The 21,548-nt window shown below is 49.4% G+C and carries 16 protein-coding genes; 10 read left to right on the top strand and 6 right to left on the bottom strand.

Translation table 11 applies throughout. The features are described from left to right. Positions 1-9: 9 nt before the first annotated feature. Positions 10-420, bottom strand: coding sequence for a hypothetical protein (locus AC5FX6_RS05060; protein WP_493595931.1), 411 nt, complete (start codon positions 418-420; stop codon positions 10-12). 141 nt (positions 421-561) lie between these two features. Between AC5FX6_RS05060 and AC5FX6_RS05055 the strand changes: the two genes are divergently transcribed. Next, positions 562-1,629, top strand: coding sequence for a DNA topoisomerase IB (locus AC5FX6_RS05055; protein WP_493595930.1), 1,068 nt, complete (start codon positions 562-564; stop codon positions 1,627-1,629). An 81-nt stretch (positions 1,630-1,710) separates the two neighbouring features. Here the strand turns inward: AC5FX6_RS05055 and AC5FX6_RS05050 are convergent, their stop codons facing one another. Further along, positions 1,711-3,309: a hypothetical protein gene (locus AC5FX6_RS05050; RefSeq protein WP_493595929.1), complete on the bottom strand. Its 1,599-nt coding sequence runs from the start codon at positions 3,307-3,309 to the stop codon at positions 1,711-1,713. A gap of 47 nt (positions 3,310-3,356) precedes the next feature. Beyond that, positions 3,357-5,006, bottom strand: a complete 1,650-nt coding sequence (gene pgi / locus AC5FX6_RS05045; RefSeq protein ID WP_493595928.1) for a glucose-6-phosphate isomerase — start codon at positions 5,004-5,006, stop codon at positions 3,357-3,359. Between the two features lie 242 nt (positions 5,007-5,248). Here pgi and AC5FX6_RS05040 point away from each other — a divergent pair, with 242 nt between their 5' ends. From AC5FX6_RS05040 to AC5FX6_RS05020, 5 genes are all read left to right on the top strand, one after another. After that, the gene (locus AC5FX6_RS05040) at positions 5,249-5,434 is read left to right on the top strand and encodes a hypothetical protein (protein WP_493595927.1); all 186 of its coding nucleotides are present in this window, start codon (positions 5,249-5,251) and stop codon (positions 5,432-5,434) included. Between the two features lie 107 nt (positions 5,435-5,541). Further along, on the top strand, positions 5,542-6,297 hold the full coding sequence (locus AC5FX6_RS05035; protein ID WP_493595926.1) for a beta-phosphoglucomutase family hydrolase: 756 nt from the start codon (positions 5,542-5,544) through the stop codon (positions 6,295-6,297). A gap of 33 nt (positions 6,298-6,330) precedes the next feature. Further along, positions 6,331-7,152 (top strand): trehalose-phosphatase, encoded by an 822-nt coding sequence (gene otsB, locus AC5FX6_RS05030; RefSeq protein WP_493595925.1) that lies wholly within the window; start codon positions 6,331-6,333, stop codon positions 7,150-7,152. Beyond that, positions 7,145-9,547, top strand: coding sequence for a glycoside hydrolase family 65 protein (locus AC5FX6_RS05025; RefSeq protein WP_493595924.1), 2,403 nt, complete (start codon positions 7,145-7,147; stop codon positions 9,545-9,547). Before otsB ends, AC5FX6_RS05025 begins: the two co-directional genes overlap by 8 nt. An 89-nt stretch (positions 9,548-9,636) precedes the next feature. Beyond that, entirely contained in the window at positions 9,637-10,575 is a 939-nt protein-coding gene (locus tag AC5FX6_RS05020; protein WP_493595923.1) for a 1-phosphofructokinase family hexose kinase, read from the top strand. A gap of 58 nt (positions 10,576-10,633) precedes the next feature. Here the strand turns inward: AC5FX6_RS05020 and fbaA are convergent, their stop codons facing one another. From fbaA to AC5FX6_RS05005, 3 genes are all read right to left on the bottom strand, one after another. Further along, a complete protein-coding gene (gene fbaA / locus AC5FX6_RS05015) occupies positions 10,634-11,704 on the bottom strand; it encodes a class II fructose-bisphosphate aldolase (protein ID WP_493595922.1) in 1,071 nt (356 codons plus the stop codon). 102 nt (positions 11,705-11,806) lie between these two features. Next, entirely contained in the window at positions 11,807-13,216 is a 1,410-nt protein-coding gene (locus AC5FX6_RS05010) for an exonuclease domain-containing protein (RefSeq protein ID WP_493595921.1), read from the bottom strand. 138 nt (positions 13,217-13,354) lie between these two features. After that, on the bottom strand, positions 13,355-14,503 hold the full coding sequence (locus AC5FX6_RS05005; RefSeq protein ID WP_493595920.1) for an AI-2E family transporter: 1,149 nt from the start codon (positions 14,501-14,503) through the stop codon (positions 13,355-13,357). Between the two features lie 346 nt (positions 14,504-14,849). Between AC5FX6_RS05005 and AC5FX6_RS05000 the strand changes: the two genes are divergently transcribed. The 4 genes from AC5FX6_RS05000 to AC5FX6_RS04985 all read left to right on the top strand — a co-directional run bounded on the left by AC5FX6_RS05000 (position 14,850) and on the right by AC5FX6_RS04985 (position 21,533). Further along, on the top strand, positions 14,850-16,712 hold the full coding sequence (locus tag AC5FX6_RS05000; protein WP_493595919.1) for a DNA topoisomerase IV subunit B: 1,863 nt from the start codon (positions 14,850-14,852) through the stop codon (positions 16,710-16,712). Next, positions 16,705-19,452: a DNA gyrase/topoisomerase IV subunit A gene (locus AC5FX6_RS04995; protein WP_493595918.1), complete on the top strand. Its 2,748-nt coding sequence runs from the start codon at positions 16,705-16,707 to the stop codon at positions 19,450-19,452. The genes AC5FX6_RS05000 and AC5FX6_RS04995 overlap by 8 nt, the downstream gene beginning before the upstream one ends. 61 nt (positions 19,453-19,513) lie before the next feature. Next, on the top strand, positions 19,514-20,305 hold the full coding sequence (locus tag AC5FX6_RS04990; RefSeq protein WP_493595917.1) for a tetratricopeptide repeat protein: 792 nt from the start codon (positions 19,514-19,516) through the stop codon (positions 20,303-20,305). 148 nt (positions 20,306-20,453) lie between these two features. Next, positions 20,454-21,533: a tetratricopeptide repeat protein gene (locus tag AC5FX6_RS04985; RefSeq protein ID WP_493595916.1), complete on the top strand. Its 1,080-nt coding sequence runs from the start codon at positions 20,454-20,456 to the stop codon at positions 21,531-21,533. Positions 21,534-21,548 lie beyond the last annotated feature (15 nt).

The raw sequence follows: 21,548 nt of genomic DNA, 5'->3' as shown, positions 1-21,548 counted from the left end.
GACGAACGCCTATTTTGTCTCGGCAAACACTTGTTTGGCAAACATAACGGACACTGCCAGTGTCAGAAGTGCCACGACGAGCATAGCCGTTGTCAGCAAGAACGCCATACCTGCCGTCTGGGTCGAGTTGGGCTCCGGCGCATCCTGTACCATCTCAAGCAGACGGATGAAGTAGGTGCCCGATCGCCAGCCGAGTAAGACTGTCAGCAGACCGGCCTCAGCGGTACCCAGCAAAAAGCCCCAGCGCTGACGGCGGTTCAGAAAGTGCCCGGCAACCAGGGCTAGCAAACCACCGGCTATACCTGTAATAAGTGCTGTGCGGGCTTGCTCACCAGCCACGTCTACAGCTACAGCGCCACAACCCAGCATGAACACACCAAAGAAGGCATAGAGGTAAGAAATCTGTTTATGAATAGTCATAGGGGAGGTCTTTATTCGGAGACAAATATAAGGGTAATTGTTGAGCAGGTATAGCCAAAAGCAGGAGCATAGCCCGTGGCGTGAATAACTTTTGCATCGGTTTAAAGTATTATTGGCAGGAGGCGCCTAATGCCTCAACAAATGACAAGGAAAGAACTACATAATCTATACAAAGACCCTGCTCTCTCAGCGGAGTGGGCGGGGTTGATTTATACCTCCGACGAAAAGCCGGGAATCACCCGCAAGAAAGCGGGGACAGGCTTTTACTACCTCAACCATAAAGGAGAGAAAGTAACGGACGAAAAAACACTCGAGCGCATCAGTAAAATGGTGATTCCACCCGCCTGGACTGAGGTATGGATCTCCAAATCGGCCCGCGGACATTTGCAGGCGACTGGCCGCGACGCGAAAGGTCGGAAGCAGTATATCTATCATCCGGAGTGGCAAAATGCCCGCAATCTAACCAAGTTCGGACGTATGATTACGTTCGGAAAGTCACTCCCTGCTTTGCGTGAGCGGGTGCAGCAGGATATCCAATCCCGCAAGCTCGATAAGCGAAAAGTAACAGCGCTTGTTGTCTCGATCATGGATAATGCACTCATCCGCATCGGAAACCGGCACTATGCCAAATCTAATAAATCGTATGGACTGACTACGCTGCGCGACCGGCACGTTACTTTTAATGGGAGCACCGTTACGTTTTCATTTGTAGGCAAGAAGGGGGTGGATCAGAAGATCGACCTGAAAGACCGACGTCTGGCGCAGTTGGTCAAGAAGTGCAAGGACATCCCGGGCTATGACCTGTTTCAGTACTATGACGAAGATGGTGAACGGCAAACACTGGAATCAGGCGATGTGAACGAGTATCTGCGGGATGTGACAGCCTATGATTTCACCGCGAAAGATTTCAGGACCTGGGGCGGCACCGTACGCATGGTGGAGTGCCTGGAACGTGTGATCGACGAAGATCCGGAACTGGACAAAGAGAAAGGTATAAAAGAAGCCGTGAAAGAAGTGGCTAAAGGTCTGGGCAACACCCCAACGGTTTGTAGCAAATACTATATTCATCCCGAGGTGGTCAATCTCTTTCGGGAGGACAAGTTGATGAACTTTCTCAAAAAGCACGACCCCACCAAGTCCAAAACAAAACACCTTACTAGTATGGAAACGTTCGTGCTGAAGATGCTCGAGAAAAGCCTTAAGAGTTAGAAATTTAGAAAGTTAAAAAGTTAGAAAGTGTCATCCTTGAATGAGAAATCACTTTCTAACTTCCAAGCTTTCTAACTTAAATCAGTTTCCTTCCCGGTCATAGGCATGCACTCGCACGTCTCTGGTGGTGAGGTCTTTGGCTTCGGAGCCGAAGTCTATTTCGTTGCCGCGTTCGGTGTCGTAGATGTGGGTCATTTTGCGCCAGCTTTTCACGGAGGATCTGTCAATGATTTCGTCCTCTCCAAGTCCGCCATATACCTCTACCAGTATACCTTTGGCAACAGTGCCTTCAACCAGGAATTCATCGTCTCCACTGAGTCCGTGCAACGTGATCTTTTCAGTTTCTTCTCTGAAGAATATTCTTTGGTACAGCACTTTTTCAGGTATACCGTTTTGGGCAGGACGGCTTAGTGTCACTTCAGTGCGCTCATCATCGAGTCTTCTCACATGGAATTTGTCTTCCTGATCAGTGCCGGCTACCGTGACTTCCTTAGCCATAATTTCATACATCTCTTCAGCCACTTTCGGCAATTGGTCCCGACGGTTTTTCAGGTTTTGCGCGATGTTTTCTCCATTAAGAGCGTAGATAGGAGGCGGCAAATTTCTGACAGCCTTGTCAATGACCTGGTCCGTCAGACTGCTTTGCAATTGCCTGGCAATTTTTACCCAATCCTCTCGACTTAATTCGTGAAGCAGGCGTTCGTCAATGAATCGGGCATTGATCATCAGTGCTTTTACATCTTTAATTTTAGGCCCGAAGGAGTTGAATTTGCGTGCAAGCAGTTTGCTGGTGGCAATGAAAGGTATAATGCCATCGTTCATTTTCAAAAACACCTGGTCCCGGTCTTTCGGGATGGGTTCATACCTGATATCTCCCTCCACTTTATACTGGGCCCAATCCCACTGTCCTTTGTGGCGGTCCCAGTCACCTACCAGCACATCCAGGAGCCGGGCTCTTGCAAAATCCTTTTGACTAAAATAGTGGGTATTGGTCTCGTAGCGTTTGCGGAGGGCATCTTCTGAATCTTCAAAACCTATCACGTCCCCGAAGATCCTCAGCGAGTCGGCTATACCTTCAAACTTCTCTTCGAGCATGTATACCTTACCTTGCACGGCTTTGGCATGCTCTCCAAATGACATGTCATTGGCAGCCACGTAATACAAGGTGGGAGAGGTGTGGTATACACCTGCGGCTTTGGCCAGGTCAGGTATGACCAGGGCACCATAGGGGTTGGCCGAGGAAGTTTGATCACGCAGTATGTTGGTTACAAAGGTTGGACGCCAGAATTTAGCGAGCACCAGCACCGGGTCTTTGTCGATGGAACGAAAGGCGTAAATGCGGCCGAGGCTATCCTTGAGTTGGAAACTACTGGTCTGATAGCCGCCTCCTTTTTTCACCACTTCCATACCTCCGTTGACGTGGGAGAGGTCAAAGACAGGCAGTTTAACAGGCGTGCTCCAGCTATCGCGGTGATGGCGGCCCCAGAACAAGCGATGCAGCCAGCCTCGTTCGTAATGCCTGCCGGCTACGGCCCACACGCTGTCAGTGCCAGCCGGGGGGAGGTCATACTCGCCCGGCTGCACTTGAGCGTCTTTTTGGTAAAAGTTATCATTAGCGCAACTGCCCAGCACTAGTACAAGTGCCAACAGCAGCGCGGTTCTGTAGTACAGGTGCTGCATAAGGTGAAAATACACTCCTTAAACGCAGACAACCTGCAAGGTTTACGTTATTTGCGTTTTTGTCTGTAGTAGCTGATCAGTCCGGCTGTGGAGCTGTCGTGTTCTGTGTCTTTATTGCTAAGCAATTCTTCTTCAATAGTGCCGGCCAGTTGCTTGCCGAGTTCCACACCCCACTGGTCGAAGCTGTACACGTTCCAGATCACCCCCTGCACAAATACTTTATGCTCGTACATCGCTATCAGGCTACCCAGCGCATAAGGTGTGAGCAAGTCAAACATGATAGAGGTGGAAGGTTTGTTGCCTTCAAACACTTTGTGCGGCACCAGTTGCTCGAGCTCTTCGCCTGCCATCCCTTTCTTCTCCAGTTCAGCCCGCACTTCCGCTTCTGTTTTGCCTTTCATCAAGGCCTCTGTCTGCGCAAAGAAGTTGGAAAGCAACATGGGGTGGTGCTCGCCGATCGGGTTGTGGCTGTTTACCGGCGCCAGAAAATCAGAAGGAATAAGGACAGTACCCTGGTGGATCAACTGGAAGAAAGAGTGCTGTCCGTTCGTGCCAGCCGCTCCCCAGATCACTGGTTGAGTCTGGTAGTTGACATACTCGCCGTTGCGCATGGCCGTCTTGCCGTTGCTTTCCATTTGCAATTGCTGCAGGTACTCCGGCAACAGGCGCAGGTACTGATCGTATGGCAGCACGGCATGTGATTGTGCTTCAAAGAAGTTTGTATACCACACACTCAATAATGCCATCAGCACCGGTATGTTCTGGCGCATGGGCGTGTTCTTGAGGTGTTTGTCCATGGCTTCAGCGCCGCGCAGCAACTCCTCAAACTTGTCGTAGCCCAAGGCGCAGGCCACTGACAGACCAATGGCCGACCAGAGTGAGAATCGTCCGCCTACCCAGTCCCAGAAGCGGAAGGTGTTTTCAGGCGCGATACCGAACTTAGAAACTGCCTCGGTGTTGGTAGAAAGGGCTACAAAGTGCTTGCTCACATGCGCTTCATCCTTGGCTGTCTCCAAAAACCAGCTGCGAGCCGTATGGGCGTTGGTGATGGTTTCTTTGGTAGTGAAAGTCTTGGAAGCAATGATAAAGAGTGTTGTCTCCGGATCTACTTTGCGGAGCACTTCGGCTGCGTCGGTGCCGTCCACGTTGGATATGAAGTGTACCTCGATGTCCGGCTTCTGGTATTTTTTGAGTGCCTCGGTTACCATCTGCGGACCTAAGTGCGAGCCGCCTATACCTATATTCACAACATGCTTCACTTTTTTGCCGGTGTAGCCCGTCCACTCGCCACTGTGCAGGCGGTCGCAGAACTGCTTCATCTGGCGCTGTACATCCCGTACCTCTTCCAGCACATTGTCCCCGTCTACGATCAGTTCCTGATCCGTGAAGTTGCGCAGAGCAGTATGGAGCACGGCACGACCTTCGGTTGCGTTGATCTTCTCACCGCGCAGCATGCTGTCGATGGCGGAAGGCACGTTGGTCTCCTCGGCGAGTGCAGCCAGTAGGTCCAGCGTTTCTTCGGTTATGCGATTTTTAGAGAAATCGTACAGCGTGCCGTCTACCTCAAACGAAAATTTTTTGAAGCGCTGCGGGTCAGCTTTAAACAGATCGCGCAGATGCTGGTTTTTCAGTTGAGAGAAATGATCTTCCAGTTTATTCCAGGCGTTGGTTGTGGTCGGATTGTCGGTGTGTAGCATGTTTTATTTTGTGAATGTGTCTTTGGCAGAAATTACTCAAAAAGTAAGTTCGGGGTTATCGGTATTTAAAGCAAGCCAATGCTTCTGTCGGACTGTAAAGGTAGTGTATTTTCAGGAGGGTGCTCAAAGGGTATCATTTACCAGCCTGCTGCGTAGGTCTAAAATCGGATACTTTCATTCATGGTCACAGTTATTTGCGTATGTCTGAGTATACAAGTATGTCATAATTTAGAGAGCAATATATGAAAGAGGATAAAAAACAATCAGAAAATAAAGATAAACCAAAAACAGGTATACTGCGTGAAGACGACGGAAAACGAACGCCACCAGCGCATACCGATTATATTACAGGAGGAGAAAACCCTGCCAGCAGACCGGAGCAAGGTCCTGACGTGCCGCCACATGAGCGTACCGAAGGCATTCCGTAAGCATATTAGATAATATGAGTTGAGCCGGCCCATAGCTCTGGTATTTCCAGTTGCTTGCCTGGCAGCTATTCCAGGCTTTGCGCTGGACCCTATCCTGATTTAAAAAAATGGAAAACATGAATTCCCTTCAGCAAAACCTCCAAGAAAAAAACATTAAAGCACTTATTTTTGACCTTGACGGAGTAGTGACGCAAACCGCACGGGTTCACGCGCAAGCTTGGAAGCGTATGTTTGACGCATACCTGCAGCAGCGGGGCGAGAAAGAGGGCAAGCGCTACGAACCGCTCGACATTGAAACCGATTACCGGGAACATATTGATGGGATCCCCCGCTATGATGGCGTGCGCAATTTTCTGGAGTCACGTGGTATCAGTTTGCCAGAAGGAACACCTGAGGATGAATTGAGCGATGAGACGGTTGGTGGCCTCGGTAACCTTAAAAATATGTACTTTCAGGAATTACTCAAGCAAGAGGGAGTGGATGTATACGATGATACTATTTCCTGGCTCAAGGCACAAAAGAAAAATGGGATGCGCATAGCCGTAATATCGGCGAGTAAAAACTGTGTAGATGTGATGCATGCGGCAGGTATAGAGCGGCTATTCGAAGATCATGTGGATGGCTTGCAATCCTCAGAGCTCGGCCTGAAAGGGAAGCCCGCCCCGGATATTTTTCTGGAAGCTGCCCGCCGTTTAGGTATAGCGCCACAGGAGACCGCCGTTTTCGAAGACGCCCGCAAAGGTGTGCAGGCCGGTAAGGCCGGCGGCTTTGGGCTGGTGGTAGGTATAGACCGCACCCACGATGAAGCAGCACTCAAAGAAGGAGGCGCCGATCTAGTGATCAAAGAATTTCCCAAGGTATAAACTTCCTATCCTCGACACCCCAAAACCAACACTATGATACAGAAACGTGAGGCCCATGATCTGCCTTCGGCCCTCGACCAACTCCATGAACTCAAATCCCAGTTTCAAGGTAAAACACCCGCCATCTTCCTTGATTATGATGGTTGCCTGACACCCATTGTAAAACAGCCCGAAATGGCTATACTTTCGGATGACATGCGGAAAGCCCTGCATGAACTCGCTGCTGTCACCAAAGTAGCCGTAGTGAGCGGGCGCGACCGGCAGAATGTGGAGCAACTGGTTAAACTTGACAACCTGTACTTTGCCGGATCACACGGTTTCGATATCACAGGTCCCGGTGGCATGGCTTCTGAGCCGGGAGGGGCCAAAGATTCCTTGCCAGCGCTCGAGAAAGCTGACAGCATACTTCGGGAAAAACTCAAGTCTATTGACGGAAGTTTAGTTGAGCGTAAGCGTTATGCGATAGCCGTGCATTTCCGGAATGTGGCCGATGATCAGGTTGAGGACGTGCGCAAAGCGGTTGATGAGGTGCTGGATGCCATGCCTGAACTAAAGATCGGGCACGGCAAAAAGATCTATGAATTAAAACCTAATCTGGATTGGCACAAAGGCAAAGCGGTCATGTGGCTGATGGAAGAACTTGGCTTGAACAATGGCAAGTACATACCGCTTTACATTGGCGATGATATTACAGACGAAGATGCGTTCGCAGAGCTGCAGGGCAAAGGCATAGGTATACTGGTAGGCGAGCACGACGATAAAACCGCTGCTACCTATACCTTGGAAAGTGTGGATGAAGTGCGGACTTTTCTGGAAGATCTGACTGAAACCATCAAGAAACAAAATTATGGTTGAATGGAGCATCATTTACGACAAATGGGTGCCCAAAGAGCAAACCCTGCGTGAAGCACTTTGTACCCTGGGCAATGGCTATATTGCTACCCGTGGCGCTTTTGAAGAAACACGTGCGGAGGCAGATATTTATTACCCAGGGACCTACCTGGCGGGTGGTTACAACCGACTCACTTCCGAAGTAGCCGGAAAACCGATCGAAAACGAGGACCTCGTCAACTGGCCCAACTGGCTACCCGTCTCTTTCCGACATCCGGATGAAGACTGGTTTCACATGAGTAGTGTCGATGTGCTCGACTTCAAGCAGGAACTGGACTTGCAACATGGTTTACTGCTGCGCTACGTCTATTTCCGCGACAGCAGAGGCCGCGAATCCATGCTGAACACCCGCCGCCTCGTGAGCATGGCAAACCCGCATCTGGCTGCATTGGAATGGAAGCTGACGCCAGTCAATTGGTCAGGCGAAATTGAAGTACGGGCTGCACTGGACGGACGCATCATCAACAGCGGAGTGGCCCGCTACCGTGATCTGGCCAGTGAACACCTCGAAACACTGGAGCAAGGCCAGCACGACGACGAAACCAATTACCTGGTAGTCCAAACCACACAGTCTAAGATCCGCATGGCGCAGGTAGCCCGAACAAAGTTATACCTGAACGGTGATGAAAGTGGCATGCAGCCGCAAACTAAGATACAAGAAGGTTATGTGGAGCACCAGTTCAGGCTGCATGCTTCGGAAGGCCAGCCTTTAAGACTTGAGAAAAGCGTACTGATCTATACCTCCCGCGACTGGGCTACTTCGGAACCCCTGCAGGATGCCTGCAAAAACAGCGGCCGGCAGGGCACTTTTGAAGAAGCCCTGGAAGAACATAAGCGGGCATGGCAGCGACTCTGGAATCGCTGCGACCTTGATACGGCGTGTAACATGAAGGTGCAATCCGTTTTGCGACTTCATATCTTTCATTTGCTCCAAACTGTTTCGGGGCATACCGTAGACCTGGATGTAGGTGTGCCGGCTCGTGGCTGGCACGGAGAAGCCTATAGAGGACACATCTTCTGGGATGAACTTTTTATCTTTCCTTTCCTCAACATGCACTTGCCCGCCATCACGCGCGAGTTGCTAATGTACCGTTACCGCCGCCTTAACGAAGCCCGCAGTGCCGCAAAAGAGGCAGGATATAAGGGGGCTATGTTCCCGTGGCAAAGTGGCAGCAACGGACGTGAAGAAAGTCAGGTCATTCACCTCAACCCGCAGTCCGGTCGCTGGCTGCCTGACAATACTTACCTGCAACGGCACATCAGTTCAGCAGTAGCTTATAACGTCTGGCATTATTATCAAGCCACAGAAGACATGGATTTTCTGAGTTACCATGGAGCGGAGCTTTTGCTGGATATAGCCCAGTTTTGGTCAACGATCGCAACTTTAAATCAGGAAAAAGGGCGCTACGAAATCCTGCACGTGGTGGGGCCGGACGAGTATCACACCGAATATCCGGATTCAAATGAAGTAGGCTTGAACAACAATGCCTATACCAATGTACTGGCGGTTTGGGTTATTCAAAGAGCTCTTGGCCTGAAAGAGGTCATAGACGACTCCCGCTACGAAGAATTGCTCGTCAAACTGCATATTACCCCGGACGACCTGACTCGCTGGGAGGACATTAGTAAGCGCATGTATGTTCCTTTTCTGGAAGACACTAAAATTATTGCGCAGTTTGATGATTATGATAAACTGCAGGAGTTTGATTGGGAGAAGTACAAAGCCAAGTACGGGGAGGCCATGCGGCTCGACCGCATTCTGGAGAGTGAAGGTGACAACGTGAATAAGTATAAAGCCAGCAAACAGGCGGACGTATTGATGTTGTTTTACCTGTTTTCATCAGAGGAACTGCTTTCCATTTTTAAAGAGCTGCACTATGATTTCAAGCCTGAGAGTATACCTGAAAACATAGCCTACTACGAACAGCGTACGTCGCACGGATCTACCTTAAGCAAAATCGTACATGCCTGGGTGCTGGCCCGATCCGATCGTAAACGTTCCTGGTTAAATTTTGAAATGGCCTTGATGAGCGATCTCGAAGATATACAGGGAGGCACCACAGCCGAAGGTATACACCTGGGCGCGATGGCCGGCACCGTGGACCTGGTGCAGCGCGCCTATACTGGGCTGGAGATTCGCGATGATGTATTATGGCTCAATCCGGTTCTCCCGGAAGACATGCCCTGTCTGAACCTACAGCTGCGCTATCGTGGTCACTGGATAGAACTAAACCTCACCGCTGATAAAATGATGATTACTTTTGACAGAGGCTGGTCCAAAGAAGTTAAAATCGGTGTGCGGGGTGAGATCCATACCTTCCGAACGGGAGACCAAAAAGAGTTTGATATCCGCCGCTGAGCCGTGATCAAATCACTTTCAGTTTAATCTATACCTATACCTATACCTATACCTATACAGGAGTCTGTCGGTACTAAATCTGAAGAAGCATGCATAAAATACTAACCATCACGATCAATCCTGCCCTAGATAAAAGCACGCACGTGAAGCGGGTGCTGCCCGAGAAGAAACTCCGCTGCGACGAACCTACATATGAACCAGGTGGCGGTGGCGTTAATGTTTCCCGCGCCATTCGCAAACTGGGTGGTAATTCCTGTGCCTGGTTGCTTTCTGGAGGACCAGCTGGTGAAAAGCTCTGTGATCTGCTGAAAGAAGAAGGTGTTGAGTATTGGTCAGGCCAAACCAAGAGCTGGACCCGGGAAAATCTGATGGTGATGGAGGATAGTACTGGTGACCAGTTCCGCTTTGGCATGCCGGGTCCGCATATTGGAGAATCAGAATGGCAACAGGTGCTCGATAGACTCCAAAAGCTGGAGCAAGTTCCTGAATACGTTGTGGCCAGTGGCAGCCTTGCCCCAGGCGTGCCTGATGATTTTTACTACCAAATGGCCGTCATTGCACACAAACGCAATTTCAAACTGATCGTGGATACGTCCGGTGAGGCTTTGGTTAAGGCCGCAGGAGAGGGGCTATACCTGATCAAACCGAATCTGGGTGAACTGGCGAAACTGGCCGGCAGAGACCACATCTCTGCGCTCGAACAAGAGGAGTTTGCCATGCAGGTGCTAAACGAAGGCAAATGCAAAGTGCTGGTTGTGTCGCTCGGCCCGCGCGGAGCCATGCTCGCCTCTAAAGAAACAGGTATACACTATGTCGTGCCGCCTACAGTAAAACAACAGAGCGCCGTCGGCGCAGGTGATAGCATGGTTGCCGGTATAGTGCTGAGTTTGCTACGGGGTTGTCCACTGGAGGAGGTCGTGCGCTACGGTGTGGCTGCCGGCACGGCCGCTACCATGACGCCGGGGTCTGAGCTATGCCGCAAAGAGGATACTGAGGAAATTTACCAGTGGTTAATGGAGCATAAGTAGTAAACAAAAAAGGGTGAAGCTTTCGCCTCACCCTTTCCTTTATCATCAAGTCTGATATTTAAGCATTGCGATTCACGCAATTCAAATCTTCAAAAGCCTCTTTCAGTCTGGCAATGAAGTTTTCTTCGCCTTTGCGCAGCCATACGCGCGGGTCGTAGTACTTCTTGTTCGGAGAGTCTGCACCATCCGGATTTCCAAGCTGGCCTTGCAGGTACTCTTTCTTTGACTCGTAATAGTTTTTCACGCCATCCCAGAACGCCCACTGCATGTCGGTGTCGATGTTCATTTTGATAGCACCGTAACCGATCGCTTCCGTGATCTTGGCTTTCTCAGAACCTGAACCACCATGGAATACGAAGTTTACCGGGTTGTCACCTGTTCCAAATTTCTCTTTGATAAAATCCTGTGAGTTTTTCAGGATCTCAGGACGCAGTTCTACGTTACCCGGCTTGTATACGCCGTGTACATTACCGAAAGCTGCTGCAATCGTGAAGCGGTCACTTACCTTTTTCAATTCTTCGTAAGCATAAGCTACTTCATCTGGCTGCGTATACAGACGAGAGCTGTCCACGCCGGTATTGTCCACGCCGTCTTCTTCGCCACCGGTTACACCCAGCTCGATCTCTACGGTCATGCCGATCTTGTTCATGCGCTCCAGGTAGCTGGCGCAAGTCTCAATGTTTTCTTTGATCTCTTCTTCAGAAAGGTCGAGCATGTGGGAGCTGTAAAGCGGCTTGCCATGTTGCTCGTAGTATTTTTCGCCGGCATCTAAAAGACCGTCGATCCAAGGAAGCAATTTCTTGGCGGCGTGGTCCGTGTGCAGTACTACTGGTACGCCGTATGCTTCGGCCATCAGGTGCACATGCTGAGCACCGGAAACAGCGCCTGCAATGGCAGCTTTCTGATTGTCGTTCTCAAGGCCTTTGCCAGCAAAGAAAGTGGCACCACCATGCGAGAATTGAATAATTACTGGTGAGTTAAGCGCCTTGGCTGTTTCCAGCACGGCGTTGATAGAGTTTGTGCCAATCACGTTAACGGCTGGCAGCGCAAAGTTATTCTCATTGGCATACTTGAACAGCTCTGTTACTTCATCGCCGAACAAAACCCCTGATCTGAAACGTTTTTCCATGAATGTTTAAGTTTTATTTCGATTTGAAATTAAGTATAAAAAATTTCTAAACCGAAAATAGATGGCAGGAGCTTCAGAAAAGCAGGTCTATACCGGGCTAATCTAATCAAAGACGAGCACCTTGTCTTTATTCTTGCCGCGCATATGGCCACGTATAATCTGCTGAATGTCCTTGTTGTCTTTGTAGCGCTGTATTTCTGATTTAAAGTCTTCCAACGAGTTGGCTGAGAAATACTCATCGACAAAGCCAAAGCCAAGGTAGGTGCCGTGCTCCACCACGACAATGGACTTCTCGCCCAGCTCACGGCCCTTGCCCACAATCACAAAGCTGTTGTGCTCGTAAGTGAACGACTCAATAGCAGCATCTACTCGTGCATTATACTCCGCTGGTGTCTCCGCACCAATACAGGCACCTTTACAGATGTGTACCTGATAATCGAAACAAGCACCCGGCGTTTTATACAGGTCGCAAAGCTTCTGGCACAGGTTATATTTGGACACTTTATGGAATAGAAATCCTTTCGCCTTGAATTGATTAGAAAGCGCAATGATCGGTGTCATGTTTACATCATCGGCTTTGTTAATGCTGCCGAAAGTCAGACGTTTATAGCCTTTTTCGTCTTCGTAGGTGAAAATACCGGTGTTGAATACGCTTCGCCGTTGCTGCCGGTTGTAGTGCGGCTTCATACGCTTGATCTCTGCCGACTCAAACAGCAAAGCCACCAGCTCGTTGCCCATCAGTTCGTATGTGATGTCAGCGATCTGGTTTTTGAACTCGATGGATTTGCGGCTCTTGTAGTCGATGTTGAAGTGCTGGATGATGCGCTTCTTGATGTTAATGCTCTTGCCTACATAGATCACTTCACCCGCTTCGTTATAGAAGTAGTACACGCCCGGAACGGTCGGCAAGGCGTCAACCTGTTCTTTGCTGATAGCCGGAGGAAGGAGGGAAGCCTTGATCTCATTCTTAAGCTGTTCAGCCGGGTCCGCCACATGGTGAGTCCCGTCTATGACCGGGCGATTGATCTTGATCAGCTTGTCGAACAGTTTGGCCGTGGCCTCCGCATCACCAATGGCACGATGGCGCATTTGCAGCGGAATGTCAATGCTCTTACACAGCTTACCCAATGAGTAAGAAGGCAATCCAGGTATAAGCGAACGGCTCAGGCGGACGGTGCAAAGGGTTTTGCGTTGAAAAGTGAAGCCCAGGTCGGCGAACTCTTTTTTGATAAAGGAATAGTCGAAGCGTACATTGTGGGCCACGAATACCATGCCTTCCGTGAACTGCACGATTTCCTTAGCTACTTCGTAAAATTTGGGAGCGTCCTGTACCATGTCATCGGTAATGCCGGTGAGCTGGGATATGTAATAAGGTATAGGGCGCTGCGGATTGATCAGGGTGCTATACTTGTCGACAATCTCTTTGCCATCGTGTATGAAGATGGCAATCTCTGTGATCCTGTCCTGTGTAGGTTGGCTACCTGTCGTTTCAATGTCTATGATGGCGTACAAGCTGATTCTATTTTAGGCTTTTATGGAAGCAATCCCTGGTCTATTCCAAAGGGTTATCTTGTAAACCAATATTCTTAGCAATACGTTTCAAAACGCGCCTGTGCCCTACCTAATGCAAATAGATTTAGCAAAGACCCCTTAATGCTCCGCCTCACGATCATCTTCGTAGCGCTCCCTTTTTGCTTTTTCACGCAGCTTGTCAAACATCTTCCGGAAGCGACCGGATTTCTTCTCCTTCACTTCATCAATGTCAGCCAGCAAAAAGCCAAATGGCCTGAGTGGTTCGTAGGCGTCAAAAAGTACTTTCAGGATCGCGATCATAGGTATGGAAATGATCATACCGGCAGCTCCCCATATTTCACCACCGATCAGCAAGGCTATGATAGCGGCAAAAGGGTTTATACTTACCTTGGAACCAACGACATAAGGCGTAATGAAGTTGCCTTCCAGAAACTGCACAAACATAAAAACCAGCACCACCAGCACGGCGTCGAACAGCTGCCCCGTAGTGGCCAGCGTGAACAGTGCCGGGAGCATGGCCCCGATCAGAATGCCGATGTAAGGTATAACTGTTAGAATGGAAGCAAAAACACCGAAGAAAATAGCATACTTGACGCCCAGCAGAAGCAAGCCTGCAGAGTTGAGCAAGGCCACGATCACGATCACGATCATTAAGCCTGAGATGTAGCTCTGCGCTACTACCTGTATGTTGTCAATCGTGTGGTTGAATCCTCCTCGGCGCTCTTTGGATACAAACTTATACATGAACTGCTCCAGGTGATCGCGGTAGTACAGGAAGCAGAAGACAAAAATGGGCACGATGGTGATCATAGTGAGAGCACCGGTAGTGAGCGAGATCGTACTGCCGACAAAGGTAGTGGAAAGGTCCTGCAGGCTGCCTATCATGTTACGGAATAGCTCACTCTTATTGGCGGGCTGTATTCCGAAATTGTGGTACAGGTAATCCTGTACTTTCATAAGCAGGGCATCAAAGTTTTTGCCAATGGTGTCTAGTTCCGACGTGAGGCTCACAACTTGCATAGACAAAAACCAGATAACCAGCCCCAGTACAATAATCACCAATACAATACTTATAAGTATAGCTAAAGCTCTTGGGAAGCGGAATCTTTCAAGGTCACGTGTAAGCGGCAAAAGAAGCAGGGCAAATAGCAAAGCGAATACCAGTGGCATCAGAACAGCTTTAAAGCTCTGCAATACCCAGATTGCCAGAAACAGGCCCAGTAAGATGATGACATACTTAAAATACTGGGGTAATTTAATTTCCATAGGGTGTATATGTATAAGGTATACGGTTATTCTGACCGCATTCAATTAAGCAAAAGTAGTGCGCAAGTATAGTTAAATCTAAATATTTTTATGCTAAAAAAATTAGCTTTTTCCCGACTATGTATTTCTGCAGTTTTAGTGAACTGTAAGCTATAGGGATTGGTTGTATAGATATAGTTGATAAATCAGATAAAATTAGCTATATTTGTTGACTAAAAATATTAGCAATAGCCTTCTTTAACAGATGAATCGATCAGGCGGCGGAACTATTTGTGGCGTCTGATTTCTTTTATTTTTCTATATTTCCGAGTGATTCCACTAAATCAAATACACTTACGCTTACAGAATGGCAGAGTTAGAGCATAATTACAACGAAGACAGCATTCGCTCGCTGGAGCCCCGCGAACACATCAGGCTACGTCCCGGTATGTACATCGGTAAACTGGGAGACGGTTCTTCGGCCGATGATGGTATTTACATTTTGGTGAAAGAGGTGATCGACAACTCCATCGACGAACACGTGATGGGTTACGGCAAGACCATTGACATTAAGATTTCAGACCACAAGGTGCAGGTGCGCGACTATGGCCGCGGTATTCCGCTGGGTAAGGTGATCGATTGCGTGAGCAAGATCAACACCGGTGGTAAGTACGACAGCAAGGCTTTCCAGAAGTCGGTTGGTCTGAATGGTGTGGGTACGAAGGCTGTGAACGCCCTTTCGAGCCACTTCCGCATTCAATCGGTGCGTGACGGGCAAATGAAGGTCGCTGAGTTTGAACGCGGTGTGCTGACCAATGATATGGCCTTGGAGGCGACTTCGCAGCGTAACGGTACCCTGACGGTTTTTACGCCAGATGATACCATTTTCAAGAACTACCAGTTCAATCCGGATTACCTGGAGAACCAGATCTGGAACTATGTATACCTGAACGCAGGCCTGACGATCAACTTCAACGGCAAGAAGTTCTACTCTGAGAACGGCCTGTTGGATTTGTTGCGAAACAAAGCCGACGAGGAGAGCATGCGCTACCCGATCATTCACCTTAAAGGCAATGACATCGAGCTGGCGATAACACATGGCAACGATTACGGCGAGGAGTACTACTCATTCGTGAACGGTCAGTATACGACCATGGGCGGTACGCACCTGGCGGCTTTCCGTGAGGCGATCGTTAAGACGGTGCGTGACTTCTATAAGAAAGACTACGACGCAGCTGATATCCGCGGCTCTATTGTAGGCGCGATCTCCCTGCGTGTGCAGGAGCCTGTGTTTGAATCGCAGACCAAAACCAAACTAGGTTCAATAGACATGGGTCCTGACGGTCCTGCGGTGCGAGCGTATATCAATGAGTTCATCAAAGAGTCGCTTGACAACTACCTTCATAAAAACCCGACGACGGCTGAAGCACTGAAGAAGCGCATTGAGCAGAGTGAGCGGGAGCGCAAGGACATGGCTGGTGTGAAGAAGCTGGCCAACCAGCGTGCCAAAAAAGCCAACCTGCACAACCGCAAACTTCGCGACTGCCGTCTGCACTTCAACGAGGACAAGCACGAGAACTCCATCCTTTCCACGCTCTTCATCACGGAGGGTGACTCGGCAAGTGGTTCTATCACCAAATCCCGCAACGTGGACACAGAGGCGGTCTTCAGTTTGCGCGGTAAGCCGCTGAACTGTTATGGCCTCAAGAAGAAGGTGGTATACGAAAACGAAGAATTTAACCTGCTGCAGCACGCCCTGAATATTGAAGAAGGGTTGGAAGGGCTTAGGTATAACCGTGTCGTGATCGCTACCGATGCGGACGTCGATGGTATGCACATTCGTTTGCTGCTCCTGACCTTCTTCCTGCAGTTCTTCCCTGATCTGGTGAAAAACGGCCACGTGTACATTTTGGAGACTCCGCTTTTCCGGGTGCGCAATAAGAAGGAAACGATCTATTGCTATAACGAAACCGAAAAACAGGCTGCGATCGAGAAACTGGGCAAGCGCCCTGAGATCACCCGATTCAAGGGTCTGGGTGAAATCTCGCCGGACGAATTCGGTAAGTTTATTGGCGATAACATCAAGTTGAAGCCAGTGTTCCTGCAGAAGGACACGACGATACAGAAAATGCTGAGCTATTACATGGGCAAAAACACGCCGGAGCGCCAGCAATTCATCATTGAGAATCTGAAGTTTGAGAAAGATATAGTTGAGGAAGTATATGCATAACGACGAACTGAACAACGAAGGTATAGAAAGAGAAGACGAGTTGGAGATCGCGTTTACAGACGGTGAAGAGGAAGTGATCCATAACGTGACGCCTGTTTCGGGTCTGTACGAGAACTGGTTCCTCGACTATGCTTCTTATGTAATCTTAGAACGTGCCGTACCTGCCATAGAGGACGGTTTGAAACCCGTTCAGCGCCGTATTCTGCACGCGATGAAGGAAATGGACGATGGTCGATTCAACAAGGTGGCTAACGTTATCGGCCAGACCATGCAGTATCACCCGCACGGCGATGCTTCTATCGGCGACGCCATGGTGAACCTGGGGCAGAAAGATCTTTTGATCGAGACGCAGGGTAACTGGGGCGATGTACGTACCGGTGACAGCGCGGCTGCACCACGTTATATCGAGGCACGCCTTTCAAAGTTTGCCTTGGATGTAGTGTTCAACCCGCAAACCACAATTTGGCAGCTGAGCTATGACGGCCGTAAGAACGAGCCGGTAACGCTTCCGGTTAAATTCCCGCTGCTGCTTGCACAGGGTGTGGAAGGTATAGCCGTTGGTCTTTCGACCAAGATCATGCCGCACAACTTCAAGGAACTGGTTAAAGGTTCTATTGATGTGCTGAAAGGCCGCACAACGACTTTGCTGCCTGACTTCCCGAACGGCGGCATGGTGGACGTGACCAACTACAACCATGGTATGCGTGGCGGTAAGATCCGGGTGCGTGCTACGATCGAGAAGGTGGACAAGACCATGCTGATCATCCGTGACGTGCCTTACGGTATCACGACCACGGGCTTGATGGAATCGATCGTGAAGGCGAGCGAGAACAACAAGATCAAGATCAAGAAGGTGATCGATAACACGGCCGCTGATGTAGAAATACAGGTACAGCTACCGCCGGGTGTATCTCCTGACCTGACCATGGACGCGCTTTACGCCTTCACCGATTGCGAAGTGTCTATCTCGCCAAACACTTGTGTGATCATCGATGACAAGCCGCACTTCCTGAGTGTCGATGAGTTGCTGCGCATTTCTACTTTCAAAACGGTGGACCTGCTTAAGCGTGAGCTCGAGATCCGCAAAGGTGAACTGGAAGACAAGTGGCATTACTCATCACTGGAGAAAATCTTCATCGAGAACCGCATCTACCGCGACATCGAAGAGTGCGAAACATGGGAGGCTGTGCTCAACGCGATTGACACAGGACTCGATCCTTATAAGCCGCTGCTTCGTCGCGAGGTGACAGAGGACGACATCATTCGCCTGACGGAGATCAAGATCAAGCGTATCTCTAAGTTCGACTCTTTCAAGGCCGACGAGTACATCAAAAAGCTGGAAGAGGAGATGGCCGAGGTGGACGATAATCTGGCCAACCTGATCCGCTACGCGATAGCTTACTTCGAAGGATTGCTGAAGAAATATGGTCAGGGACGTGACCGCAAGACGCAGGTGAAAACTTTTGATGTAATTACAGCACAGAAAGTTGCGATCGCCAACCAGAAGCTTTACATGAATGCGAAGGACGGCTTCATCGGTACCGGTCTGCGCAAAGATGAGTTCGTGTGTGACTGCTCTGACATGGACGATATCATCGTGTTCCGCAAGGACGGCAAGTTCACCGTGACCAAGGTGGCAGACAAGACTTTCGTGGGCAAAGACATCATCATGGCCGGTGTTTACAACAAAAATGACGAGCACATGGTCTACAACATGATCTATGTGGACGGCAAGACCGGCGTATCTTTTGCGAAACGTTTCTCTGTGAAGTCAATCACCCGTGACAAGGAGTACGATCTGACAAAAGGCAACAAAGGCTCGAAGGTGCATTACCTGACTGCCAACCCGAACTCGGAGTCGGAGGTGGTGAACATTACCCTTGCTCCGCAGTCAACGGCCCGCATTAAGCAGTTCGACTATGACTTTGCCGAATTGATGATAAAAGGCAAAGGATCAAACGGTAATATCGTGACGAAGTACCCGATCAAGAAGATCGTGCAGAAGAGTCTGGGCGAGTCGACCTTGGGTGGACGCGAGATCTTCTACGACGAAGTGATCGGCCGTTTGAACACGGAAGGCCGTGGTCGTTACCTGGGTTCGTTTAATACTGACGACACGATCCTGGTGGTTTTCGAAGACGGTACATACGAACAGACGACCTTTGATCTGGCTAACCACTACACGGTAGAGAAGATCAAGGTGCTGCAGAAGTTCGATCCGGAATTGGTGGTTTCAGCAATCTATTTTGAAGGCGATAATAAAACCTACTATGTGAAGCGTTTCAAGATCGAGACCTCTACTGTAGGTAAGAAATTCAGCTTTATACCTGAGACCAAAAACTCCAGATTGGAAGCTGTCTCAACGCATTCGCTTCCGATGGCTACTATCAGCTTCAAACGTTCGCTGCGCGGGGAGAAGGAAACGGAGAAACTTCTACTAAGCGAATTCATCGATGTAAAAGGCTGGAAGGCAATGGGCAACAAGCTCAGCTACTTTAAGATCTTTGACGTGAAAATGCCAAGACAGGAGGAAGTAGAGCAAGAAGAAAAGCCAAAAGCTAAGAAAGTTACCACGAAGCGTGAGCCCGTAACACTGCCCTCCGAACTAAAGGAACTGGCAGAAGAAGCAGCCAAAGTCAGTGGGGCTCAACTTGATGCGCTTGAAACCGTAGAAGAACTATCAGATGACGGCAGTGCAAAAGAAGCTTTGAAGAAAAAGAAGCAGCTGGATTTGTTCTAAATTAAATCCTTTTTTGCATAAGTCGTTTTAAAGCAATATATTAGGTTGCTTATTACAGATTATGCGAATACTATTCAAGGTCATACCTATTTTATTCATCATGCTCGGTTTCCTGATTCGTCCATTGGACGTGCTGGGAGATTCCGGGCATGATGTGCTTTTAAAGAAGGCGTACGAACTGAAGGAGCAGTACAAGGAGACGGAAGCGCTAGCGGTATACGAACAGATTATAGCAGCTGATGAGACTAATTACGAGGCTCTCTGTCAGGCTAGCCTTTTACACAGTATGATGGGTAACCGCTTCTCGGATGATAGCCGAAAGCTCAACCACTTCAGTACTGCCAAAGCGTATGCTCAACGAGCTTATCAGATGGACTCGATCGATGCTCGCTCTAATTACGCCATGGCACTTGCTATGGCCTCATTGTCCACTATTTCAGGCCCCAAGCAGCGGCTCGTTACTTTCAGTGACTTAAAGCGCTACCTGGACGGGGCTTTGACTGCGGATTCTAAGCATGCAGATGCCTGGCACTTGCTGGGTCGCTGGTATTTCAAAATGGCAAACCTCAATTTCGCCGAGATCACCGCCTATAAAGTGATGCTGGGAGGCATGGCTAATAAGCCTGCTACAAATGATGATGCCATTTATGCGATGGAGATGGCCATTCAGCATAACCCGAAGAACTTACGCTATTACTTTGACCTGGCTAATATCTATCAGGAAATGAAGAACAAAGACGCCTGCGTCACTACGTTACAGCGTGCCATGGACCAGAACCTTGACTTGCAAACGAAGGAGGAACTGGAGTTAAGCAGGCGCTGTAAGATCATGCTGCAGGATTCGCTGAAGTGATGCGATAACGATGCAATGCAAAGGGCCTGCTTCCATTCGGTAGCAGGCCCTTTGTTTATCTTCTAAACTATATGGCAGTCCTCATGTCGGTATTTAGGCAAATTATCTATAATTTAGCGCCATTCTAGTTTGTAAGTAAAGACAGCGCATGATGTCTCGTTTGGGCTTAAGTTGGGTAGTGGTGGCAGTATTGGCGCTTTCCGGATGCGGTAAAGAAGAGGGCACAAGAGAGCAGATGGTAGATCTGGAGGCAGTGGCCGTTGAAGATCCTGCCAAGCAGCTAGTTAGCCTCAGCGAAGCCATTGAGCGATCGAAGCGCGATGGCAGTCTGTACGCTAGGAGAGTAATGGTACTGCTGCGGCAAGGCGAGCTTGAGCGTGCGCTGAGCGATGTGAACGAAGCGATCAGGTTATCGAAAGAGCCTGCCAACTTCTTTGTAAAAGCACAGGTACTGTACCTGATGGGGCGTCACGACGAGGCACTGCCATTGGCCTTACAGGCAGAACGAAACTCTTTTGAAAGTTCATCACTTTATGTGCTTTTGACAGAGCTATACCTGGACCAGGGCGAATACGCAAAAGCAGCCCGGTTTGCGCGACAGGCGATTGAGCTTTCACCGGATGACGCGCATGCGGTGTATTATAAGGGAAGGGTACTGGAAGTAACTGGTGATACAGCAACAGCGATCAAGCATTACTTACAGGCGCTGGAACTAAAGCCTGAGTTTACGGAGACGCATCGCTCACTTGCCGGGCTATACCTGGCGCAGCAGGATCTGCCACAGGCTAAAAAGCATATTGAGCTGGGATTGCGACAGTCTTTGCAAGATCCTCAGCTGTGGCATTACAAAGGGATGCTACAATTACAGGCAGCACGCAAAGACAGCGCCCTGGCGAGCTTTGAAAAGGTGCTATCACTGTCTGATACGATGCAGGTGACCCACTTTCAGCTAGCCCAGTTAAAACATGGTCTAGGCGAATATGGGCTTGCCCTGCAGCACCTGGAGAGCGCTCCAAGGTATAGCAACTTGCTAAAGTACCTATCGGTACGGGCCAGCAGCCTGGAGCGGCTAGGGGAGAACCTGGCAGCATTGCGAACTTACGAACGCATGCTGACAATTGAGCCGAAGCATACGTACGCTTTACAGAGTGTAGCCAGGCTCCGATATAGATTAGAAAGACCCAGGCCCCAGCTAGACAGCATGGCTGTTAGGCAAAAGGTTTATTAACACGATACCTAAGAA

This window comes from Pontibacter sp. LHS2, from assembly GCF_058932845.1.
This window is presented reverse-complemented; position numbering and strand designations above follow the sequence as displayed.

Bases quoted from the DNA above. Each gene is read 5' to 3' on its own strand.
- AC5FX6_RS05060 (WP_493595931.1), bottom strand. From the start codon at position 420: ATGACTATTCATAAACAGATTTCTTACCTCTATGCCTTCTTTGGTGTG.
- AC5FX6_RS05055 (WP_493595930.1), top strand. From the start codon at position 562: ATGACAAGGAAAGAACTACATAATCTATACAAAGACCCTGCTCTCTCA.
- AC5FX6_RS05050 (WP_493595929.1), bottom strand. From the start codon at position 3,309: ATGCAGCACCTGTACTACAGAACCGCGCTGCTGTTGGCACTTGTACTA.
- pgi (WP_493595928.1), bottom strand. From the start codon at position 5,006: ATGCTACACACCGACAATCCGACCACAACCAACGCCTGGAATAAACTG.
- AC5FX6_RS05040 (WP_493595927.1), top strand. From the start codon at position 5,249: ATGAAAGAGGATAAAAAACAATCAGAAAATAAAGATAAACCAAAAACA.
- AC5FX6_RS05035 (WP_493595926.1), top strand. From the start codon at position 5,542: ATGGAAAACATGAATTCCCTTCAGCAAAACCTCCAAGAAAAAAACATT.
- otsB (WP_493595925.1), top strand. From the start codon at position 6,331: ATGATACAGAAACGTGAGGCCCATGATCTGCCTTCGGCCCTCGACCAA.
- AC5FX6_RS05025 (WP_493595924.1), top strand. From the start codon at position 7,145: ATGGTTGAATGGAGCATCATTTACGACAAATGGGTGCCCAAAGAGCAA.
- AC5FX6_RS05020 (WP_493595923.1), top strand. From the start codon at position 9,637: ATGCATAAAATACTAACCATCACGATCAATCCTGCCCTAGATAAAAGC.
- fbaA (WP_493595922.1), bottom strand. From the start codon at position 11,704: ATGGAAAAACGTTTCAGATCAGGGGTTTTGTTCGGCGATGAAGTAACA.
- AC5FX6_RS05005 (WP_493595920.1), bottom strand. From the start codon at position 14,503: ATGGAAATTAAATTACCCCAGTATTTTAAGTATGTCATCATCTTACTG.
- AC5FX6_RS05000 (WP_493595919.1), top strand. From the start codon at position 14,850: ATGGCAGAGTTAGAGCATAATTACAACGAAGACAGCATTCGCTCGCTG.
- AC5FX6_RS04995 (WP_493595918.1), top strand. From the start codon at position 16,705: ATGCATAACGACGAACTGAACAACGAAGGTATAGAAAGAGAAGACGAG.
- AC5FX6_RS04990 (WP_493595917.1), top strand. From the start codon at position 19,514: ATGCGAATACTATTCAAGGTCATACCTATTTTATTCATCATGCTCGGT.
- AC5FX6_RS04985 (WP_493595916.1), top strand. From the start codon at position 20,454: ATGATGTCTCGTTTGGGCTTAAGTTGGGTAGTGGTGGCAGTATTGGCG.